Here is a 17,267-nt window from a genome sequence, read left to right as displayed (position 1 = left end):
TAAAAATTTAACTTAAATATCTTAATTCACCATCAGAAAAAATACGTGTATACTCATTTAACACAGAGGGGGACGATATGGCAAAAAAACAAGATAAAGAAGCAAGTTTTGAAGAAACGATCAAACAACTTGAAGCAATTGTCACTCAACTTGAAAATGGTGATTTACCATTAGATGAAGCTTTAAATGAGTTTGAAAAAGGGATTAAATTAGCCCGTTCAGGTCAAAAACAACTTAATGAGGCTGAACAACGCATCCAAATTTTGTTATCTGAAAATAGTGATGCTCAATTATCTGAATTTTCAATTGATAATAATGAATAGCACAAAACCATTACAAGAACGTATTGATAATTATTTAACAACGTATATTTCGCAATTTGCCCCTTCAAACTTGCAACAGGCGATGAGCTACAGTCTGCTTGCCGGAGGCAAACGAATCCGCCCCATTCTAGTTTATCTAACTGGGCAGATGTTTAATTGTCCTTTAGAAAAACTTGATCCCATTGCAGCAGCTATTGAATCAATGCATACTTATTCTTTAATTCATGATGATCTACCTGCCATGGATAATGATAACCTCAGGCGGGGTAAACCTACTTGTCATATTCAATTTGGTCAAGCAGAAGCAATTCTTGCTGGCGATGCCTTACAATCGCTAGCTTTTAGCTTATTATGCGAGAATCAACATATTGATAACCAAAGTAAAATTAATATGATTAGCGAACTCGCTAACGCCAGTGGTCTTGTGGGTATGTGTTTAGGTCAATCACTTGATTTACAGGCTGAACAACAAAAGGTAACCCTTGAACATTTACAAAATATCCATAATTATAAAACCGGTGCTTTAATTCAAGCAGCAGTTAGGCTTGGTGCTTATGCTAGTGGTGAGGTAGCCAAACCCTATTATCAAATCTTAGATGACTATGCTCAAGCTATTGGGTTAGCATTTCAAATTCAAGACGACATCTTAGATATTATTGGTGAACAAGAACTAATGGGTAAACCACAAGGTTCAGATATTGCACTTGAAAAAAGTACTTATCCAGCATTAATTGGCTTACAAAATGCAATCGAAATGACTAACGCGTTATATCGGCAAGCTATCGATAGTCTGCGACAAATACCTTATAATAGTCAACCATTACAAGATCTTGCTGGTTTTATTATTAATCGAAATAGTTAACCTAATAACTAGATGATAAAAATGAATTTAGATAAATTTCCTTTATTAAAGCAAATCAATTTTCCCACGGATCTTAAACGTTATCCGCTATCGCAATTGCCAGCGATTTGTCAGGAATTACGACAATTTTTATTAGATAGTGTTAGTCAATCTAGTGGCCATTTAGCTTCAGGTTTAGGTGTAGTCGAATTAACCGTTGCTTTACATTATGTCTATAACACTCCATTTGATAAAATTATATGGGATGTAGGGCATCAAGCTTATCCGCATAAAATCCTTACTGGTCGACGTGATCAGATGCTAACCATTCGCCAAAAAGGTGGATTGCACCCTTTTCCTCATCGTTATGAAAGTGAATACGATGTGTTAACAACTGGCCATTCATCAACATCTATTAGTGCCGCGCTAGGTATTGCTATTGCTGAACAACAAAAGCAATCAGGACAAAAAGTAGCAGCAATTATTGGTGATGGAGCATTAACCGCTGGTATGGCATTTGAAGCAATGAATCACGCAGGTCATATAAAACCTGATATGCTAGTCATTGTTAATGACAACGATATGTCGATTTCTGAAAACACCGGCGCACTTAATCAGCATTTAGCGCAACTTTTATCAAGTAAAGCTTATACCTCTTTTCGTGAAAGTGGTAAAAAAGTCCTTTCGAATATTCCGCCATTAAAAGAATTATTCAAAAAAACCGAAGAACATTTAAAAGGATTAGTGACTCCAGCCATTTTATTTGAAGAATTAGGCTTCAATTACATTGGCCCAGTAGATGGTCATGATGTCGAAACACTTGTAGCTACCTTGCAAAATGTGAGGCAGCTAAAAGGACCACAACTACTGCACATTATTACTCAAAAAGGTAAAGGCTATGGCCCTGCCGAACAAAACCCGACTTTATGGCATGGTGTTCCCAAATTTAATCCCAACGAAGGGACTTTACCGATTTCAAAGAAAGTTGCACCAACCTATTCCAAAATATTCGGAGATTGGCTGTGTGAGATAGCCGAACATGATAAACGTTTAATGGCAATTACCCCTGCCATGGGCGAAGGCTCTGGTATGACTGAATTTGCAAAACGCTATCCCAATCAATTTTTCGATGTGGCCATTGCTGAGCAACATGCGGTAACGTTAGCCGCAGGCTTTGCTATTAGTCAATTTAAACCGGTAGTAGCCATCTATTCCACTTTTTTGCAACGTGCGTATGATCAAGTGATCCATGATATTGCTATCCAAAATTTACCTGTCCTGTTTGCTATAGATAGAGCTGGTATTGTTGGCGCTGATGGTGAAACCCATCAAGGGGCTTTCGATTTAAGTTTTCTACGCTGTATTCCTAATCTTGTTATTATGACTCCGAGTGATGAAAATGAATGTCGACAAATGCTTTATACAGGTTATTTACATAATGGCCCATCAGCGGTACGTTATCCTCGTGGTGAAGGATGTGGTGCTAGCTTACAACCACTCAATCCAATACCATTGGGACAATCAAAATACTGTCGTGAAGGTGAAAATATTGCTTTACTTAATTTTGGCACATTATTACCTGAAGCTTTACAAGCAGCCGATCAAATAAATGCTACAGTGATAGATATGCGTTTTGTAAAACCACTAGATGAAAAAGTCCTTTTGCACATTGGTCAAAGCCATAATATACTTGTCACCATCGAAGAGAACAGTATCAAAGGTGGGGCTGGAAGCGCCGTCAATGAATTTTTGTTATCGAAAAAAACAAAATGTGATATTTTAAACATCGGATTGCCTGATGTGTTTATTCCACAAGGATCACAACAAGAAATGCGTGATGAAGTTGGATTAAACGCCAAACATATAATCGACAAAATTAATACATTTATAAAACTATAGGTTAAATATGGAAACTCAAGCTGTCACGGTTCAGATTTTTGGGCGAACTTTAAAATTTAATTGCCCTGTTGAAGAAGTTGACGCACTTACAAATGCGGCTAAAGATTTAGATGCACGCTTAACAAATTTACGAGAAAAATCACCACAAGTTGGCAGCGATCAACTTATTATGACTGCTGCACTAAATATATCTTATGAACTAACAAAAGAGAAAGAAAAAAGCGATGAGTTTGCTAATAGATTAAAAATGCTACAGCAGTTACTTGATTCCGCTTTAAATACCAACAATTAGTTAGCTTAAACGTAAATAATCAACAAAGACTATTGTATGATTCTCTAAATTTTGTATTATATTAATTATCTCTGAGATGCTCGGGATAAGGGTTAGTCCCCTGAGCCGATATTCTTTAATTTAGAGTGGTGTGGTTTTTGATTGGTGTGTATGCCTAATTTATTTAGGAAACCTAAAAATTAAAACATGCAACTCACCTTGAACCTTGGGTTCAAGGGTTACGACCCTAACGACATCTTGGAGTGCTTCTTTACTTTTCTTTTTCAATCGATAACTAATGAATATTCGGCAAGCGATACGTCAAAAAAGACGTGATTTATCTCCACAACAACGCTGTAATGCGCAGCAAATTATTTATCAAAAAATTAAAAATCATCCAGCTTTGAATCAAGCTGAAAATATCGCTATTTTTTTGTCATTTGATGGGGAAGTCGATACTAAACCGATTATTGAATATCTATGGCAACAAAACAAATCAGTCTACTTACCAATTACCCATCCATTTTGTAAAAATCACCTACTCTTTTTAAAGTACACCACAAATACGCCACTCATAAAAAATCATTTTGGCATCTTTGAACCAGAACTTAATGTCAATAATGTCATTCCGTTTGTACAACTTGATATCGTCTTTACACCATTAGTTGCTTTTGATGAACGAGGTTATCGTATGGGAATGGGCGGTGGCTATTACGACCGAATGCTAGCAAATTATCAACAACAACAGATATTACCTATTGGGCTCGCATTTTCCTGCCAAAAATTGGCCAATATTGATAATCAACCTTGGGATATCAAATTGCCAGAAATAATTTATGCTTAAACAGGCATTATCATAAAATCAAACAAACTATAAGTAATCAATAACTGGTTACTTTAGCTTATTCGACTTTTTCAGAATGGCTGCCATTAGCGGACGATGGCAATGATAAATCATGTCAGATTTTAACATCACTAATTCGGCTAACGGTACAGTCCAATCAGGTATTTCAGTAGTCTCTGGATGTTTTGGATCAATCGGATTATCTACAGTATAAAGCTCAGTACTAGCAAATAAATCTTGCTTTTTAGCAATATCTACATCATCACTGTCGCTAAGCATTTTACAGTTATCTAATAGTTCTTGGGCAAATTGTTCTGGCCAATCATCCGCAAAGTGCTTAAATTTAGCAAAGCTTGCAATGTGCCTCAACATATCACGAAACAGTAATAAATAGACCATTTGAACATTTCGCCCAGATAAACTAGCAAGCTGTTCGTCAGACAATTTGTTATTGAAAACACTAGGCCCCCATTTAAAAAACAGAGTATCTTTATACAAATTGATGATATGTTTAGCTGCACTATATTTCGACTTAACTAAACTATCAATTTCACGCGATAGTTGCATGGTAGGATAACCAACATTATTACGACCATTTAAGTCTCGTTCTGATAAAGATTGTGTTTTTTTGCTGGGTAAAAGTTTTTTCAAAAATCCTAACATGATATATCACTCAAACTATCTATTTTTTTGTCTAACAATTTCAAATAAGCAAATACCTGTCGCTACCGAAACATTAAGTGAAGAGACAATTCCTGCCATAGGTATACTGACTAGCTCATCACAATGCTCTTTAGTTAATCGACGCATACCTTCGCCTTCAGCCCCCATTACTAAGGCCAGAGATAAGTTTTTTGAACTTTTATAAAAATCAGTCTGATAAAGTGTGCTGGTTGCTTCACCGGCAGTACCTACAATCCAGACTTGATATTCATCTTGTAACATCCGCATAGTTCGAGCTAAATTGGTAACTCTAACTACAGGCACGCTTTCAGCGGCGCCACAAGCAACTTTTTGTGTGGTTGAGTTAAGTGGTGCAGAGCGATCCTTTGGCACAATAATAAAATTGACACCAGCGGCATCAGCGGTACGAATGCAGGCACCTAAATTATGTGGGTCGGTCACACCATCTAAAATTAAAATAACCGGAATGGGATGTTGTTCCATCAATAATGGGATATCATTTTCTTGGTAACCACGGCTTGGTTTTACCATCGCTAATATACCTTGATGAACACCATTTTTTGATTTTTCATCTAGATATTGTCTATTGGTTACTTTCACTGTTAAACTTAACTGTTCTAATTCTTGAACAAGGGCTGTCAAGCGTTTATCTTCTCGACCTTTAGCGATAAAAACTTCAATAATTCTTTCTGGAGCACGCGTTAACAATGCTTCAATGGCGTGGATACCGTATACTGTTTCACTCATCTATTAATTACTCTTTTTTTCTCTTATTACTTGATGTCGATGCTGATTTAGATTTAGTCTTAGATGCCGCTTTAGATTTTGCTTTAGCTTTTGTTCGTTTTTTACTTTTCACTTTAGCTTCTGCTTTATTTGCTACTTTAGCGTTCGCTTTTTTCTTTTTGCTATCAGGTGGACTTTTAGCTTTGCGTTTTACTGGTAAATCAGTAGCAAAACTTATATCAGCTTTATTAGCTTTATCTCTTGCCGTCTTACCTTGACGTTGTGGCTTATTATTACTGCCGACCAAAGAAAAATCAATTTTACGCTCTTCTGGATTAACATTATCGACTTTTACTTGAACTTTATCACCTAAACGATAACTAAAGCGAGTATTCTCACCAATTAGACGATTACGTGATGCATCATAAATATAATAATCATTTTCCAGTGACGAAACATGCACTAAACCATCAATAAACAGATCATCTAACCGGACAAAAAAGCCGAAATTAACCACACTAGAGATAGTACCATTGAATACCTCACCAACATGATCTTGCATATAGTCACATTTTAGCCAATCAACGACATCACGCACGGCTTCATCCGCACGACGTTCAGTCATTGAGCAGTGTTCACCAAAATAAAGCATTTCGCTAATGGTATAACGATGCCCACCAGTTTTACTGGTTTTATGTTGTTCATTCGCCAGTACCCATTTAATGGCTCGATGTAATAATAAATCAGGATAACGACGAATTGGCGACGTGAAATGAGCATATTCTTCAAGCGCTAGGCCAAAATGACCACGATTTTCGGGATCATAAATTGCTTGCTTCATTGAGCGTAAAATTACAGTCTGTAACATCTCATGATCGGGTCTTGCTTCAACATCAACCATTAATTTGGCAATATCTTTAGGTGTTGGATTTGCTCCACCGCCAAGTGATAAACCGAGTTCACTTAAAATACTGCGTAAATTATTCATGCGATCTTCATCCGGTCTATCATGCACGCGGAATAAAGACGGAATCTCAGCATTAATGACCAATTTTGCCGCAGCAACATTGGCTAAAATCATACACTCTTCAATAATTTTATGTGCTTCATTACGCTGTACTAATTCAATACTCTCAATACGTTTATCTGCATTAAAAATAAATTTTGGTTCTTCTGACTCAAAACCGATTGCGCCACGAGTAACCCGAGCATTATCTAATACCTTATATAAGCCATAAAGATTTTCAAGATGAGGCACTAACTCTCGATAGTGCTCACGTAACTCTTTATCACCTTCTAAAATTTTGGCAACCTTAGTATAAGTTAAGCGAGCATGCGAGTTCATTACAGCTTCATAAAATTGATAACCAGTTAAACGTCCTTTATTAGACACCGTCATTTCACAAACTAAACATAAACGATCAACTTGTGGATTGAGAGAACAAAGGCCATTAGATAACACTTCTGGTAACATTGGTACCACTCGTGATGGAAAATAGACCGACGTACCTCGTAAGCAAGCCTCTTTATCTAAAGCTTTACCGTTGCGAACATAATAACTCACATCAGCAATTGCTACCCATAACCGATAGCCGCCACCACGATTTTTTTGACAATAAACCGCATCATCAAAATCACGGGCATCTTCACCATCAATAGTAACTAACGGTAAATCTCGTAGATCTTTACGTCCTTTTTTAGCGTTTTCTGGCACTTGATCACTAAATTTGTTGACCTCTTTTTCAACTGCTTTAGGAAATTCGTAAGGGATTTCATGATTACGTAGCGCAATATCTATTGCTAAGTTGGTTCCCATAATCTCACCGAGAACTTCTTTAATAATACCTACTGCTTTTTGACGACGCTCAGGACGTTGTTGTAATTCAACAACCACAACTGACCCCATTCTTACGGTGCGATTTGGTTTACCCGCGATTAAAATATCAAAGTTTAATCGACTGTCATCGGGGACCACAAAACCAACACCTTGTTCAATAAAATATCGTCCAACAATTTGATTAGTTCTTGGTTCTAAAATACGCACTACTCGTGCTTCTGTTTTACCTCGATATTGGCTTCCAATTGGTTGTGCTAATATAACATCGCCCTGTAATACTTTTTTCATTTGTTCAGGTGATAAAAAGTAATCTTCCGGTTTTCCTTCTACCCTTAAAAAACCAAAGCCATCACGGTGGGCAATAACACTCCCCTTCACCATATCGAATTTTTCCGGTAAGGCATAACACTTACGACGTGTAAACACCACTTGGCCATCACGTTCCATCGCCCGCAATCTTCGATGTAATGCTTCTTTTTGTTCATCATTCTTAATTGATACTGCTTGAGCTATTTTATCTAAATTAGCTGGTTTTGCTTCTTGAGTTAAATAGTCCAAAATCAGCTCACGGCTGGCGATCGGCGAATCATATTTTTGCGCCTCACGATCATAAAATGGATCTTTTTTCATATAGAACGTCCTGCGATGGAATATTGAGTTTAGAATAACATAGAGTTGTTTAACTTAAAATCTACATCCTAACGATTATTAGCAATATACACATTATTTTAATTACACTATAATTATAAATTTATAATTTTCGAAAATTAAATAATTAACATTCTGATTAAAAATTATTAATTGTATGTTCACCTAATCGATCGGTTAATCATATGAAGTATATTATTGTTTTTATCTCCTTTATTGGGTTAAATAGCTGTTTATCAACAGCGATAGCGGCTAATAATCTAAACTCTATTAATCTGCAGCAACAAAATCAAGCATCAAATCCGTTCAGAAATAAAAGCAAAATATCTAATGCCACAATCGACAAGATTAAACCCTTAATTGAAAATTGGCTCGATTATTATCATTTAGATATAACTAATTTTTATACTGGAAATGAAAGTTCTTGGCTATTTGATAAAAATTATCACGGTATTCATAACCAAAGGTTTGAATCTGCTACTGATGATGTTTACATACCACAAATGTATGACTATTCACCAAGTAAACAAAAATATATTAGTTTTTTAAATGTTGATCATGATACCCAATCTGATAAATATATTTTTTACGGCAATGATGATTGCCAAGAAATCTATTTAATCGATCGTAAAAATAAAACCAAAAAGATCGTGCTTTGGTTTGGTACAACCCAATTTTTAGAAGCCATTTTTTGGCTAGATGAAGATCATTTTATTGCTGTTGGCTATCAAAAAGATGAGTTAAATGATAGGCATTTTATATATATATTGGGTCCCGATAATAAAATGACTGATTATTATTTTGACTCAAACTCAACAGAGCTGAAAACAGACTATTTTTATCAAAACTTAAACAAAAGAGGAGTGAAGAGAGATAATTGATTATTAATATTCATAATTTTTTTAACGCTGTTGTTATAACAATACTTAACTTTAGTAAAAGTTGATACTAACAAAAAAGGATAAAATGAGATTTTAGGCAAATACATAGTTTAATCTATCATTTCAAACCTAATCCTCCTAAGGTAGATAAACCTATCTCAATGACTCTCTCACTCAACGCCAACAATGATAGCAACCTTAGTTAGCTTTTTCGTTCACAAACGTAAATAAAGCAATATGACCCTTTATCATGAATGATCTTTGATGTTTTGATGATCAACGCTTAACTAGGGTAAGAGGTCAATAACAGTAAAATAAGTAATACCACTAAAAAGATCTACCGGCATAACCAATAGCAGTGAAATGATTTTAGCAAAGTGCTTAAAATTTACTAAAAAATAAACCAAAATGAAATAGTGAATCTTGATGACCTAAATTAAACGGCTTTAGTTATTGGTTGGATAAATTGGGTGATGAAAATTATAATGTATTTCGATATTTTTTAATTAACACAATGTGTTATTTTAATTTTTATTATATTTGATTGCTTTCTAACTGATTTTCTTCAGCAGATAAAATTCTAATAGTTCAAAAAATCGACGTAAAATATTTTCATGTATAAATTATTAACTTTTGTAAAATACCGACAAAATATCATTTAAAAGCAATTATCTAATAATGCTAACAAGCAAATTTTAAGTATTAAAATTGCTTGTTAACAATTGAGTTAGGTTGAATGTAACACATATTAACGTTCTAAAATGCTTTTTTAATTTTTTACAATATTATCGTAGGGTTATTTATGCTGTTCGCATGCGAACAGTTTGATTTTATCTTAATCAAAAAAAGGACTGTTATAGTCCGTTTCCTTGTCTAAAGAATAATCTTTCCATACCTTTTACAACATTTTTCGAGAGTTTTTCCGATAGCTTTTGTTTACGTTGATAGTTAACTGCTATGATTTTATGCGTGTCTAGATGCGATAAGATAAAATCATCACTGGTACTAATTTCGTCGACTAAGCCCTTTTCTTTAGCCTGTGTTGCAAACCAATGTTCTCCTGTAGCAATCTGTTCAATATCAATATTAGGACGATACTCTTTTACAAAGTCTTTAAATAATAGATGAGTCTCTTCTAATTCTTGTTTAAATTTTTGGCGACCTTCATCGGTGTTTTCACCAAACATGGTTAAAGTTCGCTTGTATTCACCTGCTGTTTGCAATTCAATATCGACATCATGTTTTTTAAGTAATCGATTAAAGTTAGGAATTTGCGCAACTACCCCAATTGAACCAACAATAGCAAATGGTGCTGCAACTATTTTGTTGGCTGTACATGCCATCATATAGCCGCCACTGGCTGCAACTTTATCTACCACCGCAGTAAAAGGAATATTTCGTGTTCTAAAGCGTAATAATTGCGAAGCGGCCAGCCCATAACCATGCACTACTCCACCAGGGCTTTCAAGTTTTACCACAACTTCATCTTCTGGTTTGATGATAGCTAATACGGCAGTAATTTCTTGGCGTAACTCTTCAACTTCATGTGCGTCCATACTACCATTAAATGATAGAACAAACAGTTTAGGTTTTGTCTGTAAAACTGATGTTGTCTCAGATGATTTTACAGTATCGACCGACGACGCATTATCGGTTTGTTTCTTATTTAGTTTAGCTGCTTGTTTAGCCTGTTTCTTTTCAAGTTTTTTTTGTTTTTTCAGATCTTTAGTGAATTGTTTGGCTTCGGCCTCGTCCATACTAGACATTAACATTTCATCTTTAGCTTGTTCATACTCTTTACTTATATCTTTGACTGACATTCGCCCAGCAACTGTGGATGATTTTCGACGCTGACATAAAATAAATATTAATATTGCTAGAATAGCAACAACAACGGTTACTGTTTCAGCCAGGAAAAGCGAATACTGTGAAAACCAATTCATTTGACAATTATCCTATAGTTTAAAAATTTGCCCATTATAACAATATAATTAAAGATTGTGCCGAAAATCAATAAAGATAAAATTGTTGCTTTATTCGGCATTTTAAATTCTTTATACTGACAACCTGTTTAATATTATACGAGAACGAATATGCCTTTACGTCCAATAACTGAAATCGCAAAACAATGTAATATCCCTGATGAATATGTGCTGCCTCATGGTAAATATGTCGCTAAAATTGATTTATCTATTATTAAAGCAAATCAAAATAAAGCTCAAGGTAAATTAGTATTAGTGACAGCAATAACCCCAACGCCACTCGGTGAAGGAAAAACCGTCAATACTATTGGATTAAGTGAAGGTTTAAATTATTTGGGAAAATCTGCTATCGCTTGTATTCGTCAACCTAGTTTAGGGCCAGTGTTTGGCGTTAAAGGTGGTGCAGCAGGTGGGGGACAGGCTGAAGTATTACCAATGGAAACATTAAATCTTCATCTTACTGGCGATATCCACGCTATAACTGCAGCCCATGATCTGGCTTCAGCAGCATTAGATTCTCGACTTTACCATGAAGAACGTCTGGGTGAGGAATTTACAGCACAAACAGGTTTGCCTCGTCTAAATATCGATATAAACCGTATTGTCTGGAAACGAGTCATCGATCACAATGACCGTGCGCTACGAAATATTACTGTTGGTGTCGGTGGTGGTGTTAACGGTGTTGAACGCCGAGATGGCTTTGAAATTACCGCTGCATCAGAGCTTATGGCAATTTTAGCATTAGCATCTGATCTACATGATATGCGCGCACGAATTGGACGAATTATTTTAGCCTATAACACTAGTGGTGAACCAATTACTGCTGAACAACTTGAAGTTGCTGGGGCAATGACCGTTCTTCTTAAAAATGCCATTAATCCAAACCTTATGCAAACAGTGGAAAATACGCCTGTATTAATCCATGCTGGTCCATTTGCCAATATTGCTCATGGTAATTCATCTGTAATTGCAGACCGCATTGCTATGCAATTAGCTGACTATGTTGTAACCGAAGCAGGATTCGGCTCAGACATGGGAATGGAAAAATTCTTTAATATTAAATACCGTCAAGCTGGTATCAAAGCATCTTGTGTAGTACTTGTTGCAACTGTGCGTAGCTTAAAATCCAATAGTGGTAAATATAATATCAAACCAGGACAAGCCATACCGAAAGAGATTTCAGAGTCTAATGTAGAATTACTTGAAATTGGCGCAGCTAATTTAGCGTGGCATATCAATAACGCTAAAAGTTATGGTTTACAAGTGATTGTAGCAATCAATCGATTCCCACATGATAGTGAAGAAGAATTAACATTTTTACAAAAATATGCTATTGAACACGGTGCATTTGCTTGTGAAGTCAGTGAAGTATTTACTCAAGGCGGTAAAGGTGCAGAAAAACTTGCCGAACATGTGATTAAAGCATGTGACATACCGAGCGAAATTAATTTACCTTATCCTGACAATATGCCATTAATAGATAAGATCCAAACAATGGTAAAAAAATACGGTGCGAATAAAGCTAATTTATCAGACACAGCACTTAAAAACGTTAAAGAAATTGAAGCATTAAAATTAGATCACTTACCACTTTGTATCGCGAAAACACCAATGTCAATCAGTGCTGATGCAAATTTAAAGAATGTGCCGACTAATTTTGATGTCGATATCAGCCATTTAGCAATTTCTGCCGGTGCTGGTTTTATTCGTGTTTATGCAGGTAATGTGATGACAATGCCTGGACTTGGTACTAATCCGGCTTATCGAAATATCGATATTGACAAAGATGGTAATATTGTTGGTTTAAGTTAATTTAAAAAATTATTATGCAAACACAATATAAAGCGTTAATTGATGAAGAAAATTGTATTGGTTGTGGTAAATGTATACGCGTTTGCCCAACTGATGCTATTGTGGGGAGCAAACAAGTATTACATACCATATTGCCACAATATTGTACATCTTGTAGTAATTGTATTAATACTTGTCCAACCGACTGTATTACCTTAAGTACACTAGGTGTTGCTTTAAATGAACAGGAAGAGTTACTGTTGACGCAAAAAAAACAGCAACGATTAAGTCACAATCAATTGGTACCACCAACCATTTTATTCCCTAGGTCGATGCCAATAAGCAATAGTAATGCGACTACACAAAAAGATCGCAAACAATCAATTGCCGATGCTATCGCCAGAGTGAAAGCCAAAAAAAACCTCGCTAATTAGCGAGGTTTTCATTTCTAATTTAAACTAACAAATTAAACTTGCTAGTTTTTTTTACTGACATTACTCTTTATTGCTTCTGAATGCTCGTTTACGATCATTTTCAGTTAAATGACGTTTACGCAAACGTACAGATAATGGTGTAACTTCTACTAATTCATCATCATCAATAAATTCTAATGCTTGTTCTAACGTCATTTTAACCGGTGGTGAAAGCGTAGTCGCTTCATCAGTACCCGATGCTCGCATGTTAGTTAATTTTTTACCAGTTAAACAGTTAACTGTTAAATCATTTGAACGAGTATGAATACCAATAATTTGTCCTTCATACACTTCTGCACCATGACCAAGGAATAATTTACCGCGATCTTGTAAGCTATAAAGTGCATAAGCTAACGCTTTACCTGTACCATTCGAAATCATTACACCATTATTACGTTGGCCGATTTCACCTGGACGTACATCATCATAATGGCTAAATGTTGAGTAAAGTAAACCAGTACCAGATGTCATAGTCATAAATTCAGTTCTAAAGCCGATAAGACCACGGCTTGGGATCACATAATCTAAACGTACACGACCTTTACCATCAGGTAACATATTGGTTAAATCACCTTTACGTAAACCTAAAGCTTCCATCACTGAACCTTGGTGCTGTTCTTCAATATCTAAAGTAACTTGTTCGAAAGGTTCTTGCTTTTTACCATCGATTTCTCTATAGATAACTTTAGGACGTGATACCCCAAGCTCATAACCTTCACGACGCATATTTTCGATAAGAACCGATAAGTGCAACTCACCACGACCTGAAACTTTAAATGCATCTGGGTCAGGAGTTTCTTCAACGCGTAAAGCCACATTGTGCACCAGTTCTTTGTTTAAACGCTCAAGAATTTGACGTGAAGTCACATATTTACCTTCTTTGCCAGCAAATGGTGAGCTATTAACATTAAAGAACATAGTAACAGTTGGTTCATCAACACTTAATGCAGGTAATGCTTCAACGCAACTATTATCACAAATCGTATCAGAGATACCGAGTTCGCCTAAACCAGTTATCGCAATAATATCACCTGCTTCAGCAACTTCAGCTTCATAACGTTGTAAACCTAAATGACCTAATACTTGGCCTACTTTACCAGTGCGTTTATTACCTTCACTATCAACAATAGTGACTTGTTGATTTGGTTTAACACGACCACGTTTAATACGACCAATACCAATAACACCAACATAGTTATTATAATCAAGTTGTGAAATTTGCATTTGGAAAGGACCATCTAAGTCAACTGCTGGTGGCTCAACATGTTCAACAATTGCTTCAAATAATGGCGTCATATCTTCAGCCATATCTTCATGATCAAGTCCTGCAAATCCCATTAATGCTGATGCATAAACAATTGGGAAATCAAGCTGTTCATCAGTTGCACCTAGATTTACAAATAAATCGAATACTTGATCCACAACCCAATCAGGACGAGCGCCTGGACGGTCAACCTTATTGATAACAACAATCGGTTTTAAACCATAAGCAAACGCTTTTTGGGTAACAAAACGTGTTTGTGGCATTGGTCCGTCCATTGCATCAACCAGCAATAATACCGAATCAACCATTGACATTACACGTTCAACTTCACCACCAAAATCGGCATGTCCTGGAGTATCAACAATATTAATACGATAACCATTCCAATCGATAGCCGTATTTTTAGCTAAAATAGTAATACCACGCTCTTTTTCTAGCGCATTAGAGTCCATTATTCTTTCATTGTCGTCGCCACGTAAATTATCAAGCGTACCAGACTGTTTTAATAATTTATCAACCAAGGTTGTTTTACCATGGTCAACGTGAGCAATAATGGCTATATTTCTTAAATTTTCAATCACAATTAAAATCCCAATTAGGAGATAAATTCTTTAGGCGCAATATTGTACACCTTTTTAGTAAAAATGTTGATCTATATCACAAAGTTTCTTAAAAAGAACTTTAAGACTTGATATTTAACGAGAATACTGACTTATTTTATAGAGATAACTAAGATTACTCATTGATAAATGTCGCAAATTGATGAGCAAACTCATCTACTTTGTCCCAATTTGTGTACTCAATCACTTCTTTAGTCACATCGGTATCACCTTTACCTAACCACATAATAAAACGGATCATATTACGATCAAACCAATTATATTTTGGATAATAAAGTGCGCCAGCAAATACCGCTTTAATCGTTGGTTGCCATGCAATTTTAGCTAAGAGTTTTTTAGTATATATATTCGTTTCAGGCGTATTTTTATTCGGTTTTCTTGCCACCATATTCACGCCAAAAAAGCCAGATTTGAGTGTGTTTAATTGCAGATAGTTAGCATCAATAAATTTTTTCATTGTTTTACTATAAAAACCATATCGAATAGACCCCCCAATCAATACCGCTTGGTAATTAGCAAGATCTATATGGCTATTTGGTAATAACTCAATCAAATCACAATCGCATTTACCAGCAAGCTGTGTTTTTATTCGCTGCATAATTTTAAGGGTTTGCTTTTCGTGAGTGGTATAAAGCAATAAAACCTTGATAATGCTATTCATAACAATGCTTCCTTTTATTAAAACTCTTGGTAAATATCAATAATTCTTTTTTTAGGATAAAAATTAACAATTTCGGGGTGATTTCATGGAAAACTTTGATTATAGTATTAGCCTTATTTAACCAGACCGGAACTGATTATGGCAATTTCACCTCCAAAACGTAGTGCTATTATTTTGGCGGCAGGAAAAGGCACACGGATGTATTCCAACCTACCTAAAGTTTTACATAAAATCGGCGGTAAGCCGATGTTACAACATGTTATTGATACAGTTCAACAACTTAATACTAATCGCATCAATATTGTTTATGGGCATGGCAAAAACGAACTTGAAAAATCGTTACAAAATCAGCCGGTGCAACTTGTTTATCAAGCAGAACAATTAGGGACAGGACATGCGGTACAACAAGCTATCCCTTACATTCAAGATGATGAAGATATCTTGATTTTATATGGCGATACGCCACTTATCTCAGTTGAAACTTTGCAAAATCTTATTGCTAGTAAACCCAAACAAGGTATTGCCTTATTAACAGTGATTTTAGATGACCCAACTGGCTATGGTCGAATCGAACGCAAAGATGGTAAAGTTGTGGCTATCGTTGAACAAAAAGATGCCAATGCCGAACAACAAAAAATCACCGAAATTAATACTGGTATTATGCTAGTTACAGGCAAATTACTTAAGCAGTGGTTAGCGCGTTTAACCAATAACAATGCGCAAAAAGAGTATTACTTAACAGATATTATTGCCTTTGCACATCAAGATGGTTATGAAATTTTAACTTCACATCCAATAAAGCAATTTGAAGTTGAAGGCGTCAACAATCGATTACAGTTAGCAACTTTAGAACGCCATTATCAACAGTATCAAGCCGAGCAATTGTTACTTGCTGGAGTAACTTTACTTGATCCAGCCCGTTTTGATCTACGTGGAAAATTAACTCATGGTAAAGATGTTATCATTGATACAAATGTGATTATTCATGGCGATGTGACATTAGGAAATAATGTCATTATCGGTGCAGGTTGTATTTTGAAAAACTGTACCATCGCCGATAACAGCGAAATTAGTCCATACTCGGTGATTGAAGATTCGATTATTGCTCAGCACTGTACTATCGGACCATTTGCCAGAATAAGACCTGGCAGCAAACTAGATGATCATGCCCACGTTGGTAATTTTGTTGAATTGAAAAAAGCTCATCTTGGCCATGCAACCAAAGCCGGACATTTAAGTTATTTAGGTGACAGTGAAATTGGTAGTAATGTCAACATTGGCGCTGGCACAATTACCTGTAATTATGATGGTGCTAATAAATTTAAAACAGTTATCGAAGATGATGTCTTTGTCGGCTCTGACAGCCAACTTATTGCCCCAGTCAAAATAGGTAAAGGAGCAACTATTGCGGCTGGTACAACAGTTACTAACGATGTTAACGACAATGAATTAGTGGTTAGTCGTGTAAAACAGAAACAACTTGCGGGTTGGAAAAGACCAACGAAATCGAAAGAGGGATAGA

At 35.7% G+C, this 17,267-nt stretch carries 15 protein-coding genes and 1 other RNA gene; 10 read left to right on the top strand and 6 right to left on the bottom strand.

Translation table 11 applies throughout. The features are described 5' to 3' along the window. Positions 1 to 77: 77 nt before the first annotated feature. From xseB to H3T80_RS00250, 6 genes are all read left to right on the top strand, one after another. Positions 78 to 323: an exodeoxyribonuclease VII small subunit gene (xseB, locus tag H3T80_RS00275; RefSeq protein WP_065614071.1), complete on the top strand. Its 246-nt coding sequence runs from the start codon at positions 78 to 80 to the stop codon at positions 321 to 323. Next, a complete protein-coding gene (gene ispA, locus H3T80_RS00270; protein ID WP_370548243.1) occupies positions 313 to 1,185 on the top strand; it encodes a (2E,6E)-farnesyl diphosphate synthase in 873 nt (290 codons plus the stop codon). Before xseB ends, ispA begins: the two co-directional genes overlap by 11 nt. Positions 1,186 to 1,197: 12 nt before the next feature. Continuing rightward, positions 1,198 to 3,063, top strand: a complete 1,866-nt coding sequence (gene dxs, locus H3T80_RS00265; protein WP_370547999.1) for a 1-deoxy-D-xylulose-5-phosphate synthase — start codon at positions 1,198 to 1,200, stop codon at positions 3,061 to 3,063. A 7-nt stretch (positions 3,064 to 3,070) separates the two neighbouring features. Further along, positions 3,071 to 3,355, top strand: coding sequence for a cell division protein ZapA (gene zapA / locus H3T80_RS00260; protein WP_034903801.1), 285 nt, complete (start codon positions 3,071 to 3,073; stop codon positions 3,353 to 3,355). Positions 3,356 to 3,420: 65 nt separating this feature from the next. Continuing rightward, positions 3,421 to 3,603, top strand: a non-coding RNA gene (ssrS, locus tag H3T80_RS00255) — 6S RNA. Positions 3,604 to 3,632: 29 nt separating this feature from the next. Continuing rightward, positions 3,633 to 4,178, top strand: coding sequence for a 5-formyltetrahydrofolate cyclo-ligase (locus tag H3T80_RS00250; RefSeq protein ID WP_110448349.1), 546 nt, complete (start codon positions 3,633 to 3,635; stop codon positions 4,176 to 4,178). Between the two features lie 48 nt (positions 4,179 to 4,226). On the opposite strand, the gene H3T80_RS00245 is transcribed toward H3T80_RS00250, so the two are convergent. From H3T80_RS00245 to rnr, 3 genes are read right to left on the bottom strand one after another with little or no spacing between them, the layout of a single operon-like run. Continuing rightward, complete coding sequence (locus H3T80_RS00245; RefSeq protein ID WP_198199137.1) at positions 4,227 to 4,829, bottom strand: hypothetical protein; 603 nt, start codon at positions 4,827 to 4,829, stop codon at positions 4,227 to 4,229. Positions 4,830 to 4,856: 27 nt separating this feature from the next. Beyond that, positions 4,857 to 5,609 (bottom strand): 23S rRNA (guanosine(2251)-2'-O)-methyltransferase RlmB, encoded by a 753-nt coding sequence (gene rlmB / locus H3T80_RS00240; RefSeq protein ID WP_198199136.1) that lies wholly within the window; start codon positions 5,607 to 5,609, stop codon positions 4,857 to 4,859. A 7-nt stretch (positions 5,610 to 5,616) separates the two neighbouring features. Next, positions 5,617 to 8,055 (bottom strand): ribonuclease R, encoded by a 2,439-nt coding sequence (gene rnr, locus H3T80_RS00235; RefSeq protein ID WP_198199135.1) that lies wholly within the window; start codon positions 8,053 to 8,055, stop codon positions 5,617 to 5,619. Between the two features lie 203 nt (positions 8,056 to 8,258). On the opposite strand from rnr, the gene H3T80_RS00230 reads away from it, so the two are divergent. Further along, a complete protein-coding gene (locus H3T80_RS00230; RefSeq protein WP_198199134.1) occupies positions 8,259 to 8,954 on the top strand; it encodes a hypothetical protein in 696 nt (231 codons plus the stop codon). An 854-nt stretch (positions 8,955 to 9,808) separates the two neighbouring features. Here the strand turns inward: H3T80_RS00230 and sohB are convergent. Continuing rightward, positions 9,809 to 10,897 carry a protease SohB gene (gene sohB / locus H3T80_RS00225; RefSeq protein WP_198199133.1) on the bottom strand — a complete coding sequence of 363 codons (1,089 nt, stop codon included), beginning with the start codon at positions 10,895 to 10,897 and terminating at the stop codon, positions 9,809 to 9,811. A gap of 150 nt (positions 10,898 to 11,047) precedes the next feature. Between sohB and H3T80_RS00220 the strand changes: the two genes are divergently transcribed. Together H3T80_RS00220 and H3T80_RS00215 are read left to right on the top strand one after the other, a co-directional pair. After that, positions 11,048 to 12,748 (top strand): formate--tetrahydrofolate ligase, encoded by a 1,701-nt coding sequence (locus H3T80_RS00220; protein ID WP_198199132.1) that lies wholly within the window; start codon positions 11,048 to 11,050, stop codon positions 12,746 to 12,748. A 14-nt stretch (positions 12,749 to 12,762) separates the two neighbouring features. After that, positions 12,763 to 13,161, top strand: coding sequence for an RnfABCDGE type electron transport complex subunit B (locus H3T80_RS00215; protein WP_086363703.1), 399 nt, complete (start codon positions 12,763 to 12,765; stop codon positions 13,159 to 13,161). A gap of 60 nt (positions 13,162 to 13,221) precedes the next feature. Here H3T80_RS00215 and typA read toward each other — a convergent pair whose 3' ends face one another. Continuing rightward, positions 13,222 to 15,045 carry a ribosome-dependent GTPase TypA gene (gene typA, locus H3T80_RS00210; RefSeq protein WP_065578484.1) on the bottom strand — a complete coding sequence of 608 codons (1,824 nt, stop codon included), beginning with the start codon at positions 15,043 to 15,045 and terminating at the stop codon, positions 13,222 to 13,224. 154 nt (positions 15,046 to 15,199) lie between these two features. Beyond that, entirely contained in the window at positions 15,200 to 15,736 is a 537-nt protein-coding gene (gene hemG / locus H3T80_RS00205) for a menaquinone-dependent protoporphyrinogen IX dehydrogenase (protein ID WP_370547447.1), read from the bottom strand. A gap of 147 nt (positions 15,737 to 15,883) precedes the next feature. Between hemG and glmU the strand changes: the two genes are divergently transcribed. Next, positions 15,884 to 17,266, top strand: coding sequence for a bifunctional UDP-N-acetylglucosamine diphosphorylase/glucosamine-1-phosphate N-acetyltransferase GlmU (glmU, locus tag H3T80_RS00200; protein WP_065578485.1), 1,383 nt, complete (start codon positions 15,884 to 15,886; stop codon positions 17,264 to 17,266). Position 17,267: the final 1 nt, after the last annotated feature.

The organism is Gilliamella sp. W8145, assembly GCF_016101145.1.
GTDB lineage: Bacteria > Pseudomonadota > Gammaproteobacteria > Enterobacterales > Orbaceae > Gilliamella > Gilliamella apis_A.
The sequence above is the reverse complement of the archived record's forward strand: the minus strand, read 5'-3'. Positions and strand labels throughout refer to the sequence as shown.

Bases quoted from the DNA above. Each gene is read 5' to 3' on its own strand.
- xseB (WP_065614071.1), top strand. From the start codon at position 78: ATGGCAAAAAAACAAGATAAAGAAGCAAGTTTTGAAGAAACGATCAAA.
- dxs (WP_370547999.1), top strand. From the start codon at position 1,198: ATGATAAAAATGAATTTAGATAAATTTCCTTTATTAAAGCAAATCAAT.
- zapA (WP_034903801.1), top strand. From the start codon at position 3,071: ATGGAAACTCAAGCTGTCACGGTTCAGATTTTTGGGCGAACTTTAAAA.
- H3T80_RS00250 (WP_110448349.1), top strand. From the start codon at position 3,633: ATGAATATTCGGCAAGCGATACGTCAAAAAAGACGTGATTTATCTCCA.
- rlmB (WP_198199136.1), bottom strand. From the start codon at position 5,609: ATGAGTGAAACAGTATACGGTATCCACGCCATTGAAGCATTGTTAACG.
- rnr (WP_198199135.1), bottom strand. From the start codon at position 8,055: ATGAAAAAAGATCCATTTTATGATCGTGAGGCGCAAAAATATGATTCG.
- H3T80_RS00230 (WP_198199134.1), top strand. From the start codon at position 8,259: ATGAAGTATATTATTGTTTTTATCTCCTTTATTGGGTTAAATAGCTGT.
- sohB (WP_198199133.1), bottom strand. From the start codon at position 10,897: ATGAATTGGTTTTCACAGTATTCGCTTTTCCTGGCTGAAACAGTAACC.
- H3T80_RS00220 (WP_198199132.1), top strand. From the start codon at position 11,048: ATGCCTTTACGTCCAATAACTGAAATCGCAAAACAATGTAATATCCCT.
- H3T80_RS00215 (WP_086363703.1), top strand. From the start codon at position 12,763: ATGCAAACACAATATAAAGCGTTAATTGATGAAGAAAATTGTATTGGT.
- glmU (WP_065578485.1), top strand. From the start codon at position 15,884: ATGGCAATTTCACCTCCAAAACGTAGTGCTATTATTTTGGCGGCAGGA.